At 50.7% G+C, this 17,574-nt stretch carries 16 protein-coding genes; 6 read left to right on the top strand and 10 right to left on the bottom strand.

Annotation, left to right across the window (positions count from 1 at the left end; translation table 11 throughout):
• Positions 1-20 precede the first annotated feature (20 nt).
• The 9 genes from AC6I8N_RS24995 to AC6I8N_RS24955 all read right to left on the bottom strand — a co-directional run bounded on the left by AC6I8N_RS24995 (position 21) and on the right by AC6I8N_RS24955 (position 9,494).
• Complete coding sequence (locus AC6I8N_RS24995) at positions 21-1,571, bottom strand: UbiD family decarboxylase (protein ID WP_497831510.1); 1,551 nt, start codon at positions 1,569-1,571, stop codon at positions 21-23.
• A gap of 11 nt (positions 1,572-1,582) precedes the next feature.
• A complete protein-coding gene (locus AC6I8N_RS24990) occupies positions 1,583-1,984 on the bottom strand; it encodes an SRPBCC family protein (RefSeq protein ID WP_497831509.1) in 402 nt (133 codons plus the stop codon).
• Between the two features lie 367 nt (positions 1,985-2,351).
• Positions 2,352-2,762 (bottom strand): heme-binding protein, encoded by a 411-nt coding sequence (locus tag AC6I8N_RS24985; RefSeq protein ID WP_497831508.1) that lies wholly within the window; start codon positions 2,760-2,762, stop codon positions 2,352-2,354.
• A 51-nt stretch (positions 2,763-2,813) separates the two neighbouring features.
• The gene (locus AC6I8N_RS24980; RefSeq protein ID WP_497831541.1) at positions 2,814-3,329 is read right to left on the bottom strand and encodes an SRPBCC family protein; all 516 of its coding nucleotides are present in this window, start codon (positions 3,327-3,329) and stop codon (positions 2,814-2,816) included.
• A gap of 140 nt (positions 3,330-3,469) precedes the next feature.
• Positions 3,470-4,330, bottom strand: a complete 861-nt coding sequence (locus AC6I8N_RS24975; protein WP_497831507.1) for an NAD(P)-dependent oxidoreductase — start codon at positions 4,328-4,330, stop codon at positions 3,470-3,472.
• Positions 4,331-4,361: 31 nt separating this feature from the next.
• Positions 4,362-4,892 (bottom strand): SRPBCC family protein, encoded by a 531-nt coding sequence (locus AC6I8N_RS24970; RefSeq protein ID WP_497831540.1) that lies wholly within the window; start codon positions 4,890-4,892, stop codon positions 4,362-4,364.
• Positions 4,893-5,176: 284 nt separating this feature from the next.
• Positions 5,177-6,181, bottom strand: coding sequence for an ABC transporter substrate-binding protein (locus tag AC6I8N_RS24965; protein WP_497831506.1), 1,005 nt, complete (start codon positions 6,179-6,181; stop codon positions 5,177-5,179).
• Positions 6,182-6,222: 41 nt separating this feature from the next.
• Entirely contained in the window at positions 6,223-8,301 is a 2,079-nt protein-coding gene (locus AC6I8N_RS24960) for a TonB-dependent receptor (protein WP_497831539.1), read from the bottom strand.
• Positions 8,302-8,942: 641 nt separating this feature from the next.
• Entirely contained in the window at positions 8,943-9,494 is a 552-nt protein-coding gene (locus AC6I8N_RS24955; protein WP_497831505.1) for a TetR/AcrR family transcriptional regulator, read from the bottom strand.
• 153 nt (positions 9,495-9,647) lie between these two features.
• Here AC6I8N_RS24955 and AC6I8N_RS24950 point away from each other — a divergent pair, with 153 nt between their 5' ends.
• Positions 9,648-10,055, top strand: coding sequence for a nuclear transport factor 2 family protein (locus AC6I8N_RS24950; RefSeq protein ID WP_497831504.1), 408 nt, complete (start codon positions 9,648-9,650; stop codon positions 10,053-10,055).
• Between the two features lie 20 nt (positions 10,056-10,075).
• Here the strand turns inward: AC6I8N_RS24950 and AC6I8N_RS24945 are convergent, their stop codons facing one another.
• The gene (locus AC6I8N_RS24945; protein WP_208726896.1) at positions 10,076-10,732 is read right to left on the bottom strand and encodes a TetR/AcrR family transcriptional regulator; all 657 of its coding nucleotides are present in this window, start codon (positions 10,730-10,732) and stop codon (positions 10,076-10,078) included.
• Positions 10,733-10,844: 112 nt separating this feature from the next.
• Between AC6I8N_RS24945 and AC6I8N_RS24940 the strand changes: the two genes are divergently transcribed.
• The 5 genes from AC6I8N_RS24940 to AC6I8N_RS24920 are packed head-to-tail and all read left to right on the top strand — an operon-like array spanning position 10,845 to position 17,388.
• The gene (locus AC6I8N_RS24940; RefSeq protein WP_497831503.1) at positions 10,845-11,867 is read left to right on the top strand and encodes an HlyD family secretion protein; all 1,023 of its coding nucleotides are present in this window, start codon (positions 10,845-10,847) and stop codon (positions 11,865-11,867) included.
• Positions 11,851-13,638, top strand: a complete 1,788-nt coding sequence (locus AC6I8N_RS24935) for an ATP-binding cassette domain-containing protein (RefSeq protein WP_497831502.1) — start codon at positions 11,851-11,853, stop codon at positions 13,636-13,638. Before AC6I8N_RS24940 ends, AC6I8N_RS24935 begins: the two co-directional genes overlap by 17 nt.
• Entirely contained in the window at positions 13,631-14,758 is a 1,128-nt protein-coding gene (locus tag AC6I8N_RS24930; RefSeq protein WP_497831501.1) for an ABC transporter permease, read from the top strand. Before AC6I8N_RS24935 ends, AC6I8N_RS24930 begins: the two co-directional genes overlap by 8 nt.
• A 4-nt stretch (positions 14,759-14,762) precedes the next feature.
• The gene (locus AC6I8N_RS24925; RefSeq protein WP_497831500.1) at positions 14,763-15,878 is read left to right on the top strand and encodes an ABC transporter permease; all 1,116 of its coding nucleotides are present in this window, start codon (positions 14,763-14,765) and stop codon (positions 15,876-15,878) included.
• A gap of 7 nt (positions 15,879-15,885) precedes the next feature.
• Positions 15,886-17,388: an efflux transporter outer membrane subunit gene (locus tag AC6I8N_RS24920; RefSeq protein WP_497831538.1), complete on the top strand. Its 1,503-nt coding sequence runs from the start codon at positions 15,886-15,888 to the stop codon at positions 17,386-17,388.
• Positions 17,389-17,574: the final 186 nt, after the last annotated feature.

Here is a 17,574-nt window from a genome sequence, read left to right as displayed (position 1 = left end):
AGTGGTTCAGGTAAGAATTGTCATTTACCATTCATGAAAGACGGTAGCCAAAGGGTCGGATCCACCTCTTTAAACTGCGCACGTTTAAAATGCTCTTTCAGATGAAACGGCACGGTGCAATCAAAAATAGTTTTGGTGGTTGTCCCCTTCGCCGTAATGCGCGGATCGTAAAATGGCTGCTGCGTGGGATCAAGGACATGCCCTGCCACCCCGGGTACAAACAACGTGTCAAGATCGCCTACGTACCGCGTCTGTAACGCCCACATCACATCATCGGTATCAAACAGATCCACATCCTCATCCACCAGAATCACGTTTTTGAGTTCCCGGTAAACCGCTAACGCGATGAGCGCTGCTTGTCGGGTCATACCATCGTCACCGGCATTCTTCTTTTGCACCTGGATTACAGCCAGGAATTTACCGCCGCCAGCGCTGTGGGCATACACATTTTTAACCAGCCCGGGTAACGCATCCTCACATTCGATGTGAATACTCGCCTCTGTTGGAATGCCTGCCAGACTCACATGCTCCTCCCCCGGCCCCACCAACGTTTGCAGTATCGGGTTTCTCCGCGTAGTAATCGCCTTCACCTTTATGACCGGTAATGACGGGTTTGCGTCACCGGTATAACCGGGAAATTCCGGCATAGCCTTGCCCGTTCGGCTGTTTTGATCTTCAGCCACACGCACTCCCGGCATGATCTCACCTTCGATCACTATTTCGGCTCGGGCGATGGCACGTTGCTTCACGGTCAGGCATTCCACCAGCTCAACAGGCCGTCCGCGTAATCCACCGGCAACACACAATTCGTTGAACCCATACGGCGTTGTCGGAGCTTCGAACTCAGCACCGATATAAATCGCCGGATCCAGTCCCATATTAATAGATATCGCCAGCGGTTTGCCTGCCGCTTCGGCCTTCTGCCTGAATGCATCAATATGACGACCTGGCGCAAAGAAAATGGAAAGCTCGTCTTTACTTTGAACGCACAGGCGATGGATCGTCACATCAACGTTGTCACGATCGTCTGGGTCACTACCCAGCACCAGACCCAGACAAAAATAGGGGCCAGCGTCTTCAAGCGTATTGGTGGGTGCAGGCAGTATCTGCCGCAAGTCAAATCCCTCATCTTCGGCGCGATACACCACTTCCTGACAGGGGGCGTTCTCTCGCTCAACAACGATGGGGGGTGTGACATTCTTACGCGCTTCCGCCATTTGAATGCCCAACTCGCGAACGGGTGCCCCCAAAAGTGCACTGACGCGCTCACGGCTGGCCATTAATCCCACCAGCACACGCGAGCCAGGAAAACCTTTGATGGTGTTAAAAGTCATTGCCGGACCGATACGCGTGGGCCGCATAACTGTACCGCCAGCACCGACATAACGATAGACACCTGCCAGTTCAGCAATGGGATCGACCTCGCGATCCGTCTCAATATATTGCCCCGGAAGGGTTTTTAGCAGTTCAATCGCGGATCGGAGATCGTTGACTGGCGGAACCCGCCAGCCCTGCGGGTGCGGATCACCGGGCTTAACAACGTGATAACTCGTTGGCTTTTTCTGTGGCATTGGGTCACTCCTCAGGCGTCTTCAGCGAACGTTTTCAAATGCATCAGCACTTCTCCCCAGTAGGTATTACAAAATGGCAGGTGGGGATCGTTCTCAGACCAATCGCCGTGGGTCAACCTGACCAGCGTGCGACCATCGTCCAGATCAGAGAGCGTAAAACAAAGGGTCTTCCCTGCATGGCTATCGGTCTCTTCCAGTGAAGTCTGAACAATCAATGCATCCGTTTCGAGTTTTTCAGTTCGCCAACTGAAACGCGTTTCCGGTTTAGGACGAAGCGTCAGCACCTTACCGGGCAGGATTTCTCCTTCGACCTTACCGGTATGCCATGCTGCCATTTTTGATATGTCAGTAAGTGACGAATAAACCTCATGCCGTTTGGCAGAAATTTTGATGGCGTGATGAAGCGTAATCATCGAATTCCTTCCTTCTGTAGGGAAAACATGGGGAGTTCAGGGTGACAGAAGTATAGGAAGGGTAAATAGCCCGTGCCCGGGTAAGTCAAACCCAGTTAGTTTCAACATTTTTCAAACAACGCTTATCCCACATTCAATCCATTGATTACGTTATTGAACATCGCTGGTTACGAAGAAGTGCGAGAAATATGGTTATTGAAAGCGTGAGAGGTGAAACATACCCGTGGTTCATCTTTCAAAGGTCATGATAGCGACAGGATAAAAACCGATGTCAAGGCGGTGGCGCACGCCGTAACGAAAACGCTGGATGTCCCAATTTCGACCAATCGCCTGAACAGAATACAGACAATAAAGACACTTTTAATGCTTAACCATGAGATAGTGCATGAATACCGTATTCAGCGATTTGTGCATCCTGATGAGACTGAACACCTGAAACACCCACTGCCCCCACACACTCACCGTCAATCATGACCGGGATTCCACCCTGCATCATTCCCTGCAGAACGGGCAATGACAGGATAGACGTACGCCCGGCGTTAATCAGGTCTTCATAAACTTTTGATTCCCTTCGACCCAGTGCGGCTGTCTGTGCTTTGGCCGGTGCCGCATGCGCTGATATCGGTGGAGCACCATCCATACGGTGAAGACCCAACAGGGTTCCACCATCATCCACCACCGCGATAGTGACCGCGAAATTATTGCGCGAAGCTTCTTCCTCTGCATGAAGAAGAATTGCCTTAACATCCTGAGAATCCAGGTACAATTTGCTTTTCATTTTATCCCTTATTTAACAGGTGCGGGAGTCACCCCGCACCAGAATAAACAGTTATGCCTTTTTAGCTTTGACAGCAGCAACCAGACCATCGAGCCAATCCTGATGACCATTGATCATCGGATTAGGGTGTGCATTTGCCAAATCTTTGGCTGGATTCCCTTTCTGGCTTTCCTGAGTCAAAATACGCACACGATTTTCGGGCAAATTTTCCACCAGCCATGCATGAAGCACATCAAGGCGGTCAACCGCACCTTCTTCCCCTGCCCATCCATGCCAGGAGACGCGGCCCGGTTCATTTTCAGATGGCGCAACATATTCAGTCACCAGGGACTCAACCGGGAATCCGAAGGTTTCGAAGTAAAAGCGCACGTCCTGCTCCAGCACCGGTCCTTTATTATCGTAAAAACGAGCATTAGCAGAATTTTTATAATACGTTGGCCACAATGATGGCGTTGCCAGCAATGGCCAGATTTCTTCTGCAGTTAATCCGGCTACAATGACTTCATTTGAGCAGAAGTTATCCGTGAAACCTGGAGTGAAACTATCCGGCCAGTTAATCGCGTTCATTTTCATTTACGTATTCCTCTGTTATTACCATTCAACGGTAAGTAAAGACACCAGTCAGTGAGATAAGTCATCCCACCAGGATATTTCGCGTTATCGCTTTCATAAATGTGTCCCGCATTACAGGTAATCAGATGCTGTTTTCAGCGAAATAGCCTTACCACACCTGACATATTGTCCGCGCCCTGTCCGGCATCGATCGCTCGCTGGAATACCGCGCGCGCACCATTAAGTGTCGGGGCATCCTGACCAGAGGCAGTGGATTGCAAAATGTATCCGAAGTCTTTTTCAATCAGTTCTGAGGGGAACTGCGGGGTATAATTTTCGCTCATCATTAACCCGGAAATACCGCCAGCCAGCGGACTCCAGCATGACGTGCCGGAAACCGCATTCAGTACGCGGGCCACATCAGCTCCCTCCTGATTAAGGATGCCAATGATCTCAGCAATCGCGGTGACCTGAACGCCCATCAGGGCATTGGTGGCCAGCTTGGTCAGTGCCGCTGAACCGTGCGCACCGGTGTGGTAAACCACAGACCCCATCTGCAGCAGCACAGGCTGGATTTTTTTGATCACATCCTGTTCTCCGCCAGCAAACCAGAGCAGGGTTCCTGCTTCAGCCTGAGGCCGTGAACCTGACACCGGTGCTTCAACGAAGTGCCTGCTGTGCGTAGCCATTTCTGCGGCAAGCGACTTAATCCAGCCCGGCGTAAGAGTACTGCTCTCTATAGCAATTGAATGCGGTTGCATACCGGCAAGCGCACCGTGCTCGGCATCAAGCCAGACCTCATGTGAGGCATCATCATCGCGCACCATTGATAAAACCACATCAGCACTGGCTACCGCTTCACGCGGCGTTTTGCCGATGATAGCCCCGGCAGAAGCCAGTTCCTTAACAGCCGCCGGCGTGCGGTTCCAGACAGTCAACACATGCCCGGCTTTCAGCAGATTAGACGCCATACGGCTTCCCATCGCGCCCAACCCGATAACGGTGATATTTGCCATTGTCAGTTCCTGTTTTTTTCAGGCCAGATAATTACTGTTTTGCTTGTTCTGCAGCCTTGACCAGACCCGTCAGCCAAAGTTGGTGAGCATTAAGCATAGGATTAGGTAATGTGTTGTGCAGTTGTTGAGCAGGAACACCAATCTGGCTTTCTTCCGTCAGAATGCGCAGACGGCCACCCGGAAGATTCTCCAGTAACCAGGCATGATGGACATCGAGATGATGCTGGGCATCACCTTCCACCCAGCCATGCCAGGCGATGCGTGCTGGCCCACCATTAACGGATGGCTGAAACTCAGTGACCTCAGACTCAACCGGGAAACCAAATGTGGTGAATTTAAAACGGGTTCCCATATGCAGTTCTGTTTCACCTTTCTTATGAAAAATGATGTTTGCTGCGTTTTTGTAGTAGGTCGGCCATTCAGATGCATGAGTGAGCAAAGGCCAGACATCATTGATAGTGAGTCCCTTAACTACCACTTCATTAGAAACATAGTTATCTGTGGTGCCCGGGGTAAACTTTTTGGGCCATACAATGACAGGGCCATATCCCTCAGTTTGCATCTGTGGAGATACCTGTTGCTGTGCGGCATGACTTCCCACGGCGAAAAGTGAAGCAGAACTCAGGAGGGCAGCCAGTAGTGTTTTTTTCATTTCTTAATCCAGTCAGTGTGTCGATGAATCAATGGTGGCAGCACTTAAGAAATAAAGAAAATTATGATTTATGATTTTTGATATCAACTTATATGATATCAAAAATCAGAGGATGGTTATGATCTGGCAACACCTTCATCACAGGGTCGAGCTCAGCCGTACTGAAAATCCGACCCTGACAGATACAACTCATTTCACGACTCAGGATTAAGGATGTCTTCAACCTGCTGCGATGACAGGTCTACACCAAAGAATTGGCTATAAAAATCATGCGTTTCCTTAGCCATATCGATATCAGCAAATCGCGTCGGGTAAAGGGTTTTCGCCAGCCATAAGATCTGTATTGCCTCTTCACTGGTTTCCCTGCACCACCAGAACATCCCCTGCGGATTGACATACACCCGGTGTTGTTTTACCGCAGACACAGCCTGCCACGCGGGAGAATGCATGATTTCATCGGCATCGCGTCTGTTCATGGCAACAATTGCCTCAGGATTACTGGCGATGACTTTCTCCAGCGGGACTTCACCCATGTTGTTTCGTTTTACGCCAAACCAATGTTCTGCCACGTTGCGCGCGCCAGCTAAATCCATCCAGTCCTGGTTGAGAGAAGGACGACCACTGGTCGTTAGTGGGCTTCCCATGCTGTGATAAAGTGTTACCTGTTCACTTTCCGGCAGCCCTTTCAGTCGTTGCTTTATCAGCGCGATATTGCGGTCAAAATAGTGCTGATAACGACCGTTAATAACCTGTGCAGATGGCCCCAGTGCCTGCGCCGTCAGTGATACCCGCTCACGCAAGGCATCCATAGAATTCGCTTTCAGCTCCAGCGTCTTAACACCGGCCTGAGATAACAGTTCGGGTTGTGACAAATGCATATTGGCGGGGATGATCAGTAGCTGAGCATTGAGTGCGATAACCTGCTCAGGATTGATTTCATGCGCACTGTTCACACCAATGACCGGTACTTTTTCGATGCCTGGATAGATCTGGCGAAACAAAGGAATGCGTTTGGCAATTTCTGAGGTGCCAACAATATTGGGTCCATAACCCAGCATGGCAATAATGGTATTTTGTGCAGGCCAGGGAGACGCGACCCGAATATCGCTGTGCGTCTCATTTGCAGCATTACCATACAACGGCCAGGCTAACAGTGCGGCGAATAAAACCGTCGTTAATCGACGAATAAAGTTTTCCATAAAATCCCGGTGCCTCCTGGCGGGAGACACCGCTCCAAATATTAGAAATCGAAAGTGACTGAAGCGCGAACTTCACGGCCGTTGCCGACAAAGGCACTTGCCGAGCTGCCACTCCCGTCGGTATCACCCGGGAAAATAGACGCCCAGTAGTGTTCATTCGTCACGTTATTTACCGCAACACGCAGTGTGGTGGGGATATTTCCAACCATCGTGGTGTAGCGGGTACCGAGATCCAGGGTGGTATAACTGTCTGCCCATGTGGTATTCAGGTCATTACCTGCACGCTTGCCGGTATAATGCACATTGGCGCTGTACACCAGTTCTGGCATGGAAGGCAGGTTGTATTCCACCAGCACATTTCCCTGAACTTTCGGCACGCCGACCACCCGTTTATTACTGGTGTCTGCCGAAACGGTGTTTTTCAATTTCGGATCAAGGAAAGTGACGCCGCTATAGATATTCAGCCCGTCAAACACATTTCCGCTGGCGGTGAGTTCGAGTCCTTTATTGAGTTGATCACCCTGCTCTTTGTAAACCATGTCAGAAGGGTCAACGTAAGCAAAGGGACGTTTCAGGCGAAACAGCGCGGCACCCAGATTCACCCCCTGAACCTGCGCTTTCAGCCCAATTTCATATTGCTCGCTGCGGTAAGGGTCGAGTGTCTGCCCCTCATTTTTAATGCCTTCACCTGTTGCCGCCGTGCCACCCTGTTCAAGCGAGTCGGCATAGCTGATATATGCCATCAAGGCTGGGGTGATCGAATACATCAACGCGACATTCGGGCTTAAGCCATCCTGGCTAACCACCCCGGTTTTCTGGCCCGCATTACTGTAGTTGCTGGTCTCCAGCCAACTCTGGCTGAGATAGAACATCGCTGACCACTGTGGATTGAAGGTGACGGTATCGCCTACGGTGATATTTTGTTGCGTGGTCACACTCGATTTATAACGCGCACCATCAGTGATAATTTTACCATCACCCGGTTCCTGCATAGCCGACGGATCATAATAGTTAGTCGTTCCCAGACTATAACGTTGGGTACTGCCTTTAGCGGTCCAGATAGACCATACATATCCTCCCGTGGAGAAGGCCAGATCATGACCGATACTGCCCGTATCGACGTGTCCGTTCAGCGTCAGCGTATTGCTTAATACTCTGAATCGCCCCGCAGCCGCAGAATCAGAAAGGGAGCGACTGAGTGTCCCCGAATTATCGGTAATCGTGTTAGATACGGTGCGCATTGCCCGGTCAGCCTGCTGGAAGCCAACCCCGGCATTCACTGACCAGTTACTGTTCAGGTAATGAATCAAGTGGGTGCTGATGGTGTCAGTGGTCAGGTCATTACCTGACGTCGGCAACGTATAGTTTTTATTATTCGGATTAGGTGCTTTCGGCAGATTTATGCTCTCACCATAGCTGAAGCCACCAACATAACCTTTTTGTATAAATTCATAATGGCTGGCATCAAGTTGCAACTGCGTCCCCGGTCGGATATTCCAGTCAAACGCGACTGCGACCAGTTTGCGGCGTAACGTGCTGTCCTTCACGTTACCCTCACCCTCTTCATTAAGAAGATTCACCCGGTAGCCAAACTTATCGTCATCGCCAAAATGCCCCCCCAGGTCGACGTGACCACTGTAAGCATTACGGCTTTGATAACCCAAAGTGACCCGATGCAGCGGTTGTTCAGTGGGACGTTTGGCAACAAAATTAAACTGACCCGCCGGGCTGGCGGGGCCATAAAGTGCTCCCGTCAAACTGTTCAGTACATCAAGTCGTTCTAACATCTCTACCGGAAATGCGGTGGTTGAAACGATATTGAGACCATCAAGACGGCTGTTTGCCACCACGCTACCCTGCATCCCCCGGCTTTGTGGCCGTCCAACGTCCATGCCACCGCGTGCCTGCATCTGCGTACTGGGTGAATATTTCAATAATTCGCTGACGCTTTTCGCCTGCTGATTATCAATCATCTGGTGAGTGACAGTCGTGGTCGAATAGGGCGTTTCAGTCCATGACTTATTGCCAATGGGACCCAGGTTGACATCCGGCGTGGTAAACCCTGCCCCACCCTGACTGTCTGAATAAATGTCCCCCGAGGGCACTGCGTTAACCACCATCTGTTCATCATGGGTGGGTTCTTTTGCCGACGTGCTTTTATCTTTTGTCGCAACAGGTTCATTCGTTACTGCTGCACCGACCATCCCAGGCAAACCGGCGAGTAGTATCGCGATTAATCTCTTGTTCATATCATTGCGTTATATAGTTATTTATATTACGAAAAAGGAGCAAGGAGAATACATCTGCAATTAATGATTAGCAATTATTAAAAACATTGAAAAAATGCAACAGGAGTAATCACTCACAGTAAATAACAAGATCTAAACAGGACGTTTATATGTATTTACTATATGATTCCGGGCGTAAACTTAGATGGTTGCATATCATTATATTTTCTTTCATACGCGAAAATAAAAAATACAAATCAATAATTTAAGTAAATTACATTAATAAGGAGATAATAGTTAAAGGCCAGAAAGACCAATGGAGTGATATAAATCACATAAAACAAACATTAATTTCGACAGTTGAAAACACGCCATACACAGACACGTTCTGCATATTTAACCTTCACATGTGACTAAAATCGCCATCAGACATTAACATTTTTTCTATTTACTCTTGCGGTAAAATTTCGACAGGAAATATTCCATTGCCCTGATGGCTGCGCAGAGCATTCTCTCTTCTTTATCTGACCGCTTTAACCTGTAACCACCACTGTATCCAGCGAACGAAGGGCAAAATCAATCATGGCGATAAGCTCTTCTCTGGATGATCCATCACGCGCCTGCAAGGAAATCGCCTGGGTTATGCCATAAAAAAACGCCGCCATTTGACCTATATCGGTATCAGCGGGAATGTCGCCGTCATGACGTCCACGTTCAATACGTGCGGTAATCGCCTCAACAATCTTGTGCCGTGCCTGCTTAAGGTACAGCCTTGCCTGTTCATTTCCCGGCAGGCAATTCACTACCCCGAGGATCAGCATACATCCCCCCGGTTGATGGGCGAGCGCAGCCTCAATACTGGTCAGGAACATATTACGCAGCGCCTGCCGCAGCGTTGGCGGCGTCTCCAGCGCCAGCCGCGACCCTTCTCCGACTGTCACCAGGTAATGATCCACCGCCTCACAAAATGCGGCTTCTTTGGACCCAAATGCAGCGTAAAAACTGGGCGGGTTAATACCTGCTGCGGCAGTTAAATCAGAGAGTTGCGCGCCTTCATAACCGCGAATCCAAAAGACTTCCATCATCGCCTGTAAAGCCGCTTGCCTGTCAAAACTGCGGGGTCTTCCGCGAGAAGTCATAGCACACCATTTCTGTAAATATCACTACAAAATTATTGACTGCATCATCCAGCCGGGTTAGAACCAATTATATATTTTTGACTACAGAATAGAAGGCGCATGATGTCTGAGCGACAACCGGTTGAGGTTATTGAGGAATTTTTGCAACGTGCGGCAACATCGCCAGATGTTTCAACCATTGCTGAGCTGGTCAGCGAGGAGGTTGACTGGTTCGTGGCGGGAGATGTGGCGGTTGTGCCGTGGATTGGCCGCAAGCACGGCAAAGCCGGTGCCGTCGAGTTTTATCGGCAGATCCGCGCGCAGATTAGCTCGGAACACTTTGAAGTCGGCGAGATGTTGGTGCTCGGTGGCAGAGTAATGATCCCCGGCAGGCTGGCCTCCCGGGTGAACAAAACCGGAAAACTGATCGAGAGCGAGTTCGTGCTTGATTTTACGGTGACTGATGGCCTGATTACGCGTTTTCGGCTGTTTGAAGACAGTTACGCTGTCGCACAGGCCTGTGTCTGAAACGCTGGTTAAGCTGACAGTTAACTTTTTTGCGGCGATTCACTGCTGTTCTCGCCACGTATCGCCTTTAACCCAGCCAGAGAAAAAAGTTTGAAATGCGCAGTCAGCGCTTGGGTCTGCATCGCGACAATTTCCTGCACCGGGCCAGGTATCCGGTTCCCGGCCACCATCAGCATCATGCAGGGTGCCACGACACTGAGCATGCAGGGAAGCAGGCGGGGATCATCCTCTGCAAGACCGGCTGCCTGCGCAACAATCCGCCTGACTGACTGAATTTTTCCTGCACCTTCTGAGTTGATAAAATCACCGAGTTGTACCGAAGGAGACAACAGTTCTCGTGCAAATACGCGTCCGTGCCAGTCATCCGGATTGCTGAGTTTCGCCAGAAACGTTTCCAGAAACACACCCAGTTTATCTTCAGCGGGAAGGTCTGATGCCGCTAACTGAGCAAGCTGATCACCATCCAGGTAATGATGATGAGCCAGTGTCAGCACAGCCAGATATAGCCCATCTCTACCGCCAAAGTGATAGTTGATCGCTGCCAGGTCAACATTGGCTTTTTTGGCGACCTCTTTGTTAGTGGTCTGAGCAAACCCCTTCTCAGCAATCAATTCCCCTGCTGCCTCCAGAATGCTCTCGCGGGTGATATCTCCATCGCTGCGTCGTGCTCTGCCCATTATTCAAAATGCCCGGATAAGTTATTTATGACCATAAGGGGTTTATTATCACACAATTAAAGTTTAAATTAAATTTAAACTAAGCCTCAGGGAGCGTCAGGACGCAATGTCTATGAACAAAAAAATCATCGCTGGAGGGATCGTGGTGGTTCTCATCGTTGTCGCAGGCGCTTTCTGGTTGTTTGGCAGAAACAACCAGAATACGGGTCAACTGACACTGTATGGCAATGTCGACATCCGTCAGGTCTCACTGGCATTTGAGAATAATGGCCGGATCAGTACGGTTGCCGTAGATGAAGGCGACCACGTCAAAGCCGGGCAGATTCTGGCTACGCTGGATACCAAAGCGCTGGAAATTCAGGAACAACAGGCAGTGGCGCAGTTGGATGTTCAAAAGCAGACCGTTCGTGAGCAGCAGGCAGGCGCGCGTCCGGAAGAAATTGCACAGGCGAAAGCGCAACTGGCATCCGCTCAGGCACAACTGCAAAAAGCCACTGAGGATATCACCCGGATCCAGCGGATTTCAGCCACCACGGGTGGTAAAGGTATCAGCAAGCAGGAACTGGATATGGCCAGAAGTTCCCTGCTCATTGCACAGGCGAGTGTGAAAGAGCGGCAGGCTAACCTCACGTTAATGGAAAAAGGGGTTCGAAAAGAGCAGCGTGAGGCATCGGTCGCTCAGGTCCGCGCCACACAGGCCCAGTTGGCACTGATGCAGTACCACATTTCACAGGCCGAGTTACGTTCTCCTGTCGATGCTGTGGTACGTGCCCGTCTTCAGGAGCCGGGTGACATGACCGGACCTCAGAAAGCGGTCTTCACTCTGGCACTGAGTGAACCCAAATGGGTTCGGGTATGGCTGAACCAAAATGATCTTGGCCGGGTGAGGTCAGGCATGACCGCCCAGATCAGGACAGACTCCTTTCCTGATAACCCCGTGCAGGGCAAAGTCGGCTTTATCTCTTCTGTCGCCGAATTCACCCCAAAATCGGTTCAAACCGAGGAGCTACGAACCAATCTGGTATACGAAGTGCGAATTGTTGCTGAAGACCCGAATGATGTATTGCGTATGGGACAGCCTGCAACGGTCACTATCAACACTCAACCAGAGAAACAACATGATGCCACTCACTGATCGTCAGGACGTGGTGGTGGCTCAAGATTTAGTGCGCGAGTTTCCTGCCCCTGGGAAAAATATGCCAGACCTGCGAGCGCTGGATGGACTCACGCTGAGGATTCATGCCGGTGAAGTGACGGCGCTCGTCGGGCCGGATGGTGCTGGCAAAACCACCTTTCAACGACTGATCGCCGGACTGTATACCCCCACATCGGGTACCCTGACAGTTCTGGGGACCGATGTAGTTGCTGACCCGCAATCTGTGCAAAACCGCATCAGTTATATGCCGCAACGATTTGGTCTTTATGAGGATCTTAGCGTGCAGGAGAATCTTGACCTGTATGCTGACTTGCATGGTGTCCCAGCCGGGGAAAGGCAGTCACGTTTTGCCCGTTTGCTGGCTATCACTGACCTTGAACGTTTCACCGCTCGCCCGGCAGGAAAGCTGTCTGGCGGTATGAAACAGAAACTGGGTCTGGCCTGTACCCTGGTGCGCTCCCCGGATTTATTGTTGTTGGATGAACCCAGTGTCGGCGTTGATCCGCTTTCCCGTCGCGATTTATGGAAGATTATTGAGCAACTTGTCCAGGAAGAAAACCTGAGCGTTATCATCAGCACAGCTTACATGGATGAAGCTGAACGATGTGCTCAGGTTTACATTATGGAGCAGGGTAAAATTCTCGCCTCTGGCACACCAGACGAGCTTCGACAGGTCGCCAATGGCAGCACATGGCAGGCAATTCCGGCATCCGGAATCAAATCACGTACATTGCAGGCACATTTACTTGAACAACGGGAAAAGATTGCTGACGCCGTCCCTAAAGGGGATGCCGTAAGGTTCATTTGTCAGTCCCCTGAAGACAGATCGACTCCTGCCGGGATAAACGCTACACCACGCGAACCTGAATTTGAAGACGGCTTCATGCTGTTGCTGCATCGTGCACAGCTGAAGGAACAACCCTCAACATTCTCTGCCCCGGTGAAGCCAGAAATGGTGTCATCCCGTGATTCCGCAGATGACAACGATAACCCTGTCATCCTTGTAAAGGATCTGGTCCGTAAGTTTGGTGATTTTACTGCGGTTGCCAGCACCTCTTTTGGGGTAAAACGTGGGGAGATTTTCGGTCTTCTCGGACCGAACGGCGCTGGAAAGACCACCACCTTTCGGATGCTGTGTGGACTGCTGCCTGCTACCAGTGGTCAGCTGGAAGTCGCCGGAATGAATCTGCGAACCGCAAGAGCAAAAGCGCGTGCCCGCATTGGCTATGTGTCGCAAAAGTTTGCTCTGTACGGCAATCTCAGCGTCAGGGAAAACCTGACATTCTTTGGCGGTGCTTATGGCTTGTCCGGGGACGTGTTAACTCGACAAATTGAAGCCTCTCTTAAACAGTTCAAACTCAATCCTGATGCTATCAGTGGTGAATTGCCGGGTGGGTTTAAACAACGTTTGTCCATGGCTGTCGCATTACTGCATCAACCCGAAATCGTCTTTCTTGATGAACCAACCAGTGGTATCGATCCGCTGGCCAGACGCCTTTTCTGGTACACCATCGGGGAGCTGGCAGATAAGGGGATCACCATCATTGTCACCACTCACTTTATGGAAGAAGCCGAGTATTGCGACCGCATCGCGATTCAGGATGCAGGAAAAATGCTGGCACTGGGTACCCCAGGAGAAGTACGACAGTTTGCCGGGCTGCATCACGATGTCGATATGAATACGGCATTTATTGCGATTGTCGAGAATGCACGAGCCAACGCCATAGAGAGAGGGTCATCACATGCATGACTCCACATTCGTTCATCGTCTTATCTCGCTGACACGGAAAGAGACACGTCAGTTGGTTCGTGATAAAAGCAATCTGGCCGTGGGTTTCCTGTTACCCGTGGTGCTAATTCTTTTATTTGGTTACGGTATTTCTTTCGACCTTGCCAATGCCCGTGTTGCTGTCGTTCAGGAACAACATACTCGGCAAAGCTATCAGGTGATTAGCGCATTGCAGGGGAGTCGCTATCTGTCAGTGCAGGAGTATCCAAACTTCGTTACGGCACAGAGGGCGCTGCAACAGGGGAAAACGGATGCCATTGTCCGTATTCCTTCAGATTATGCACAGAGTAGTAGCGTCGGCACAGGACAGTTGCAGGTAATCCTGAATGGGGCGGTGACCAGCGTCGCATCTGCCGCTCAGAGTTACATTACCGGGGCACTGGCCGTGCAGTCTGCCGTTGAATCAGACAGGCAAAATACCCCCTCGGTGACGGGTTCTGTTTCCATCGAGCAGCGTATGTGGTTTAACGAAGCCAGCAACAGCACCTGGTTCATCGTTCCTGGGATCATTGTCCTGATTCTGACGCTCATTGGTGCCTTTCTTACCGGGTTACTGATAGCCAGGGAGCGAGAACGGGGAACGCTTGAAGCGTTGTTTGTCACCCCGGTTCGCCCACTGGAACTTGTACTCGCCAAGCTTGCCCCGTATATGGTGATAGGCACGGTTGACCTGATGATGTGCCTTCTGGCTGCACATTATCTTTTCGACGTCCCCATCCGTGGCTCTCTGTTCGCTATCATCATCGCCTCTTTGCTCTACCTGCTGGTGGCACTGGGTATGGGACTGGCAATTTCTGGGTTTGCGCCGAGTCAGTTCATGGCAAGTCAGGTGGCACTGATTGCGAGCTTTATGCCAGCCATGATGCTGTCAGGATTTGTCTTTGATCTTCGCAATTTGCCAGTGGCAATCCAGGTAGTCAGTCAGATCCTGCCTGCCACACATTTCATGTCTCTGATAAAAACGCTTTTCCTGGGGGGGAATGACTGGCCATTGTTTTTCCGCCAGTGCGGCATTCTTTTGCTTTACGCAGTGCTGCTTATTAACGCTTCGCGGATCTCACTTCGTAAACGGTTGAGATAAAAAGATGACGAATTCATTAATACAGTGGCTGCGACATATCAGCTTTCTGATAAGAAAAGAAATGCTGACGATCATCAAAGAACCCGCCAACCGGGTGATCCTGATTGCGCCGGCATTTTTGCAGGCCGTACTCTTCGGTTATGCCGCAACCTATGATGTCAATCATGTTGACTACGCCGTCCTGGATCAAAGCAGAAGTCAGTCTTCCATCGAGATTCTGTCGCATCTTGATGGCACCGGTGTTTTTAACCGTACGGCGACCCTGACTTCATCTGCCCGGATAGCGCAAACTGTCATGGACGGTAAAGCGCTTATGGTACTGACTTTCCCACCCGACTTTGAGGATAAACTCAACCAGGGCTTAACATCCCCCATGCAGGTAATTTTGGATGGGCGTAACTCTTCAACGGCCGGGGCCGCAGCGAGTTATATCTCTGCGGTAGTCACTGGCTTCAATCAGAGAAGTGCTGGCCCTTCTGCCATGAACGTCGTGGTCAGAGCCTGGTATAACCCGAATTTTGAGTCTCGCTGGGGAATAATGCCTACTCTGATTGCGGCCCTCAGCATGATTCAAACCCTGTTACTTTCTGCTCTGTCTGTCGCCAGAGAACGGGAACAGGGAACATTTGATCAGCTGCTTGTGACCCCTTTTACACCCATGCAGCTACTGGTTGGCAAAGCCATACCACCTGTATTGCTGGGCCTGGTACAGTCGACGATAATTTTACTGATCATTCTGTTCTGGTTCCGGATACCGATGAACGGCTCGTTTCTGGTGCTCTACACCGGCCTGTTGTGCTTCAACATTGCAGCGGTTGGTCTGGGGCTGTCGATCTCGGCAGTTTCCATCAATATGCAACAGGCGATGCTTTATACCTTCTTGCTGATTATGCCGCTCATGCTGCTTTCCGGGCTGCTGACCCCGGTACAGACCATGCCTGACCTGCTTACTACCCTCACCTATGCCAACCCCTTGCGCTTTGCCATCGATCTGGTGCGACGGGTCTACCTTGAGGGAGCCGGATTCGCTGATATCGCCTTTGATTTTATCCCAATGCTTGCCCTGGCTGTTGTCACAATGCCGCTGGCTGCATGGTTGTTTCGTAACCGACTGTACTGATGCAGGAATGAAGATGAATCTCAGTGTTTCCCACTTAAATCGTCCTGGGTTGTCCGTCGTGGCAACATTGCTGGCGATAGCACTCGTTAGCGGTTGTACCGTTGGTCCTGATTTCAAAAAACCAGAGCAGAAAGCCCCGGCTGACTGGACAAGCTGGCGTAGTGCTGATCCGGCGTTGCTTCATGTTCCCGGTGCCGCTGCGGTGGCGGATAACCAGTGGTGGAAAAGATACGATGACCCCACGCTCAATGTGCTGGTTGAAAAGGCCTTAACTGCCAGTCCTGATATCAGAACAGCCGCGCTTCGGTTTGCCAGCGCACGCGCACAGCAACACATCACGTCGTCGCAACAAACGCCAAATGTCAATGCGACAGCCAGTATCACCCGCAATCAGCAAAGCGAAAACAGCCCTTCGACCAGAGCGTTAAAAGAGGTTCTGCCAAATCCGGATGAGCTCATCACGCTGATGACCGATCCCTACAACTGGTATCAGGGAGGACTGGATTTTAGCTGGGAAATTGATTTCTGGGGGCACGTCCGTCGCGCCATTGAGGCTTCCGAAGCTGACAGCGCCGCGCAGCAGGCACAGCTTGAATTTGCCAGATTGAGTATTGTTGGTGACGTGGTTAACAGTTACTGGACTTTGCGGGGGATTCAGCAGCAAATCAGCCTGGCAAAAGATGATGAAAGAGCACTTGATGAACGTCTGTCGTTGATTCGAGCTCGAACGCTGAGTGGTGCACAGGATAATACGGACCTTGAACGGCAACGCAGTGAACTGGCAGCGACGCGGGCAAATCTTATTGAATTACAGGCACAGGAGGGGGTGACGACAAATCAGCTTCTTCTGCTGCTGAATGAACGTCCTGGTGCATTGAAAACGTTGCTGCAATTCAAACCTGGCAGCTTACAAGCGGGCAATCTGCCGCCTTTACAGTTAGGTATCCCCTCAGAGGTCGCGTCAAACCGACCTGACATCAAAGCTGCGGGAGCACATCTTCATGCTGCCACAGCCAGAATTGGCGTGGCTGAAGCAGAGCTCTACCCCAGTATCACGATCGGTGCTCAAATTGGTATGGATACCTACAGTGCGGGTAATTTCGGTGAATGGGGCAGCCGCAGTTGGTCCGTTGGCCCAAGCCTCAATTTACCGATTTTCGATCGAGGACGGCGTAAAGCGACTGTTGTATTGCGGGAAACTGATCAGCAACAGGCCGCTGTCGATTATCAGAAAACTGTCCTGAGAGCGTGGCAGGAAATCGATGACGCTTTAAGCCGCTATAGCGCAGCCCAACAAAAACTCGCTGAACAACAAACGCGGGCTGAGAGTTCTGCTCAGGCTCTGGCCCTGATTGAGGCACGCTATAACGGCGGATTAACCAGTTTTATTAATGTCCTGGATGCCCAACGTAGCGATATTCAGGCACGTCAGGCATTGGCAATGAGCCAGCGGGATCTTAAGACGGCATGGGCGGCGGTGAATCGTGCTGTGGGTAACTATCCACGTTAATCCACACCAGCAACGTTATACACCGCGCTGATGTTGGGATCATCACGTAAGACTTGAGAATACCTCCACCACCACAATTAATCTAAATAGCAGGAAATGAGAAAGTCAGATCCCGTTGCCGGACTGGTAAAACAGAAAACGATCTGATTTCATAACAATGATGAGCTTTCTTTCATCATATCGTCG

The organism is Pantoea sp. X-Soil-TKNS-1279, from assembly GCF_059730565.1.
The sequence above is the reverse complement of the archived record's forward strand: the minus strand, read 5'-3'. Positions and strand labels throughout refer to the sequence as shown.

Excerpts from the sequence above, each read along its gene's own strand:
- AC6I8N_RS24965 (WP_497831506.1), bottom strand. The coding sequence starts at position 6,181 with ATGGAAAACTTTATTCGTCGATTAACGACGGTTTTATTCGCCGCACTG.
- AC6I8N_RS24995 (WP_497831510.1), bottom strand. The coding sequence starts at position 1,571 with ATGCCACAGAAAAAGCCAACGAGTTATCACGTTGTTAAGCCCGGTGAT.
- AC6I8N_RS24985 (WP_497831508.1), bottom strand. The coding sequence starts at position 2,762 with ATGAAAAGCAAATTGTACCTGGATTCTCAGGATGTTAAGGCAATTCTT.
- AC6I8N_RS24920 (WP_497831538.1), top strand. The coding sequence starts at position 15,886 with ATGAAGATGAATCTCAGTGTTTCCCACTTAAATCGTCCTGGGTTGTCC.
- AC6I8N_RS24935 (WP_497831502.1), top strand. The coding sequence starts at position 11,851 with ATGATGCCACTCACTGATCGTCAGGACGTGGTGGTGGCTCAAGATTTA.
- AC6I8N_RS24970 (WP_497831540.1), bottom strand. The coding sequence starts at position 4,892 with ATGCAAACTGAGGGATATGGCCCTGTCATTGTATGGCCCAAAAAGTTT.
- AC6I8N_RS24955 (WP_497831505.1), bottom strand. The coding sequence starts at position 9,494 with ATGATGGAAGTCTTTTGGATTCGCGGTTATGAAGGCGCGCAACTCTCT.
- AC6I8N_RS24945 (WP_208726896.1), bottom strand. The coding sequence starts at position 10,732 with ATGGGCAGAGCACGACGCAGCGATGGAGATATCACCCGCGAGAGCATT.
- AC6I8N_RS24960 (WP_497831539.1), bottom strand. The coding sequence starts at position 8,301 with ATGGTGGTTAACGCAGTGCCCTCGGGGGACATTTATTCAGACAGTCAG.
- AC6I8N_RS24975 (WP_497831507.1), bottom strand. The coding sequence starts at position 4,330 with ATGGCAAATATCACCGTTATCGGGTTGGGCGCGATGGGAAGCCGTATG.
- AC6I8N_RS24990 (WP_497831509.1), bottom strand. The coding sequence starts at position 1,984 with ATGATTACGCTTCATCACGCCATCAAAATTTCTGCCAAACGGCATGAG.
- AC6I8N_RS24980 (WP_497831541.1), bottom strand. The coding sequence starts at position 3,329 with ATGAACGCGATTAACTGGCCGGATAGTTTCACTCCAGGTTTCACGGAT.
- AC6I8N_RS24925 (WP_497831500.1), top strand. The coding sequence starts at position 14,763 with ATGACGAATTCATTAATACAGTGGCTGCGACATATCAGCTTTCTGATA.
- AC6I8N_RS24940 (WP_497831503.1), top strand. The coding sequence starts at position 10,845 with ATGAACAAAAAAATCATCGCTGGAGGGATCGTGGTGGTTCTCATCGTT.
- AC6I8N_RS24950 (WP_497831504.1), top strand. The coding sequence starts at position 9,648 with ATGATGTCTGAGCGACAACCGGTTGAGGTTATTGAGGAATTTTTGCAA.
- AC6I8N_RS24930 (WP_497831501.1), top strand. The coding sequence starts at position 13,631 with ATGCATGACTCCACATTCGTTCATCGTCTTATCTCGCTGACACGGAAA.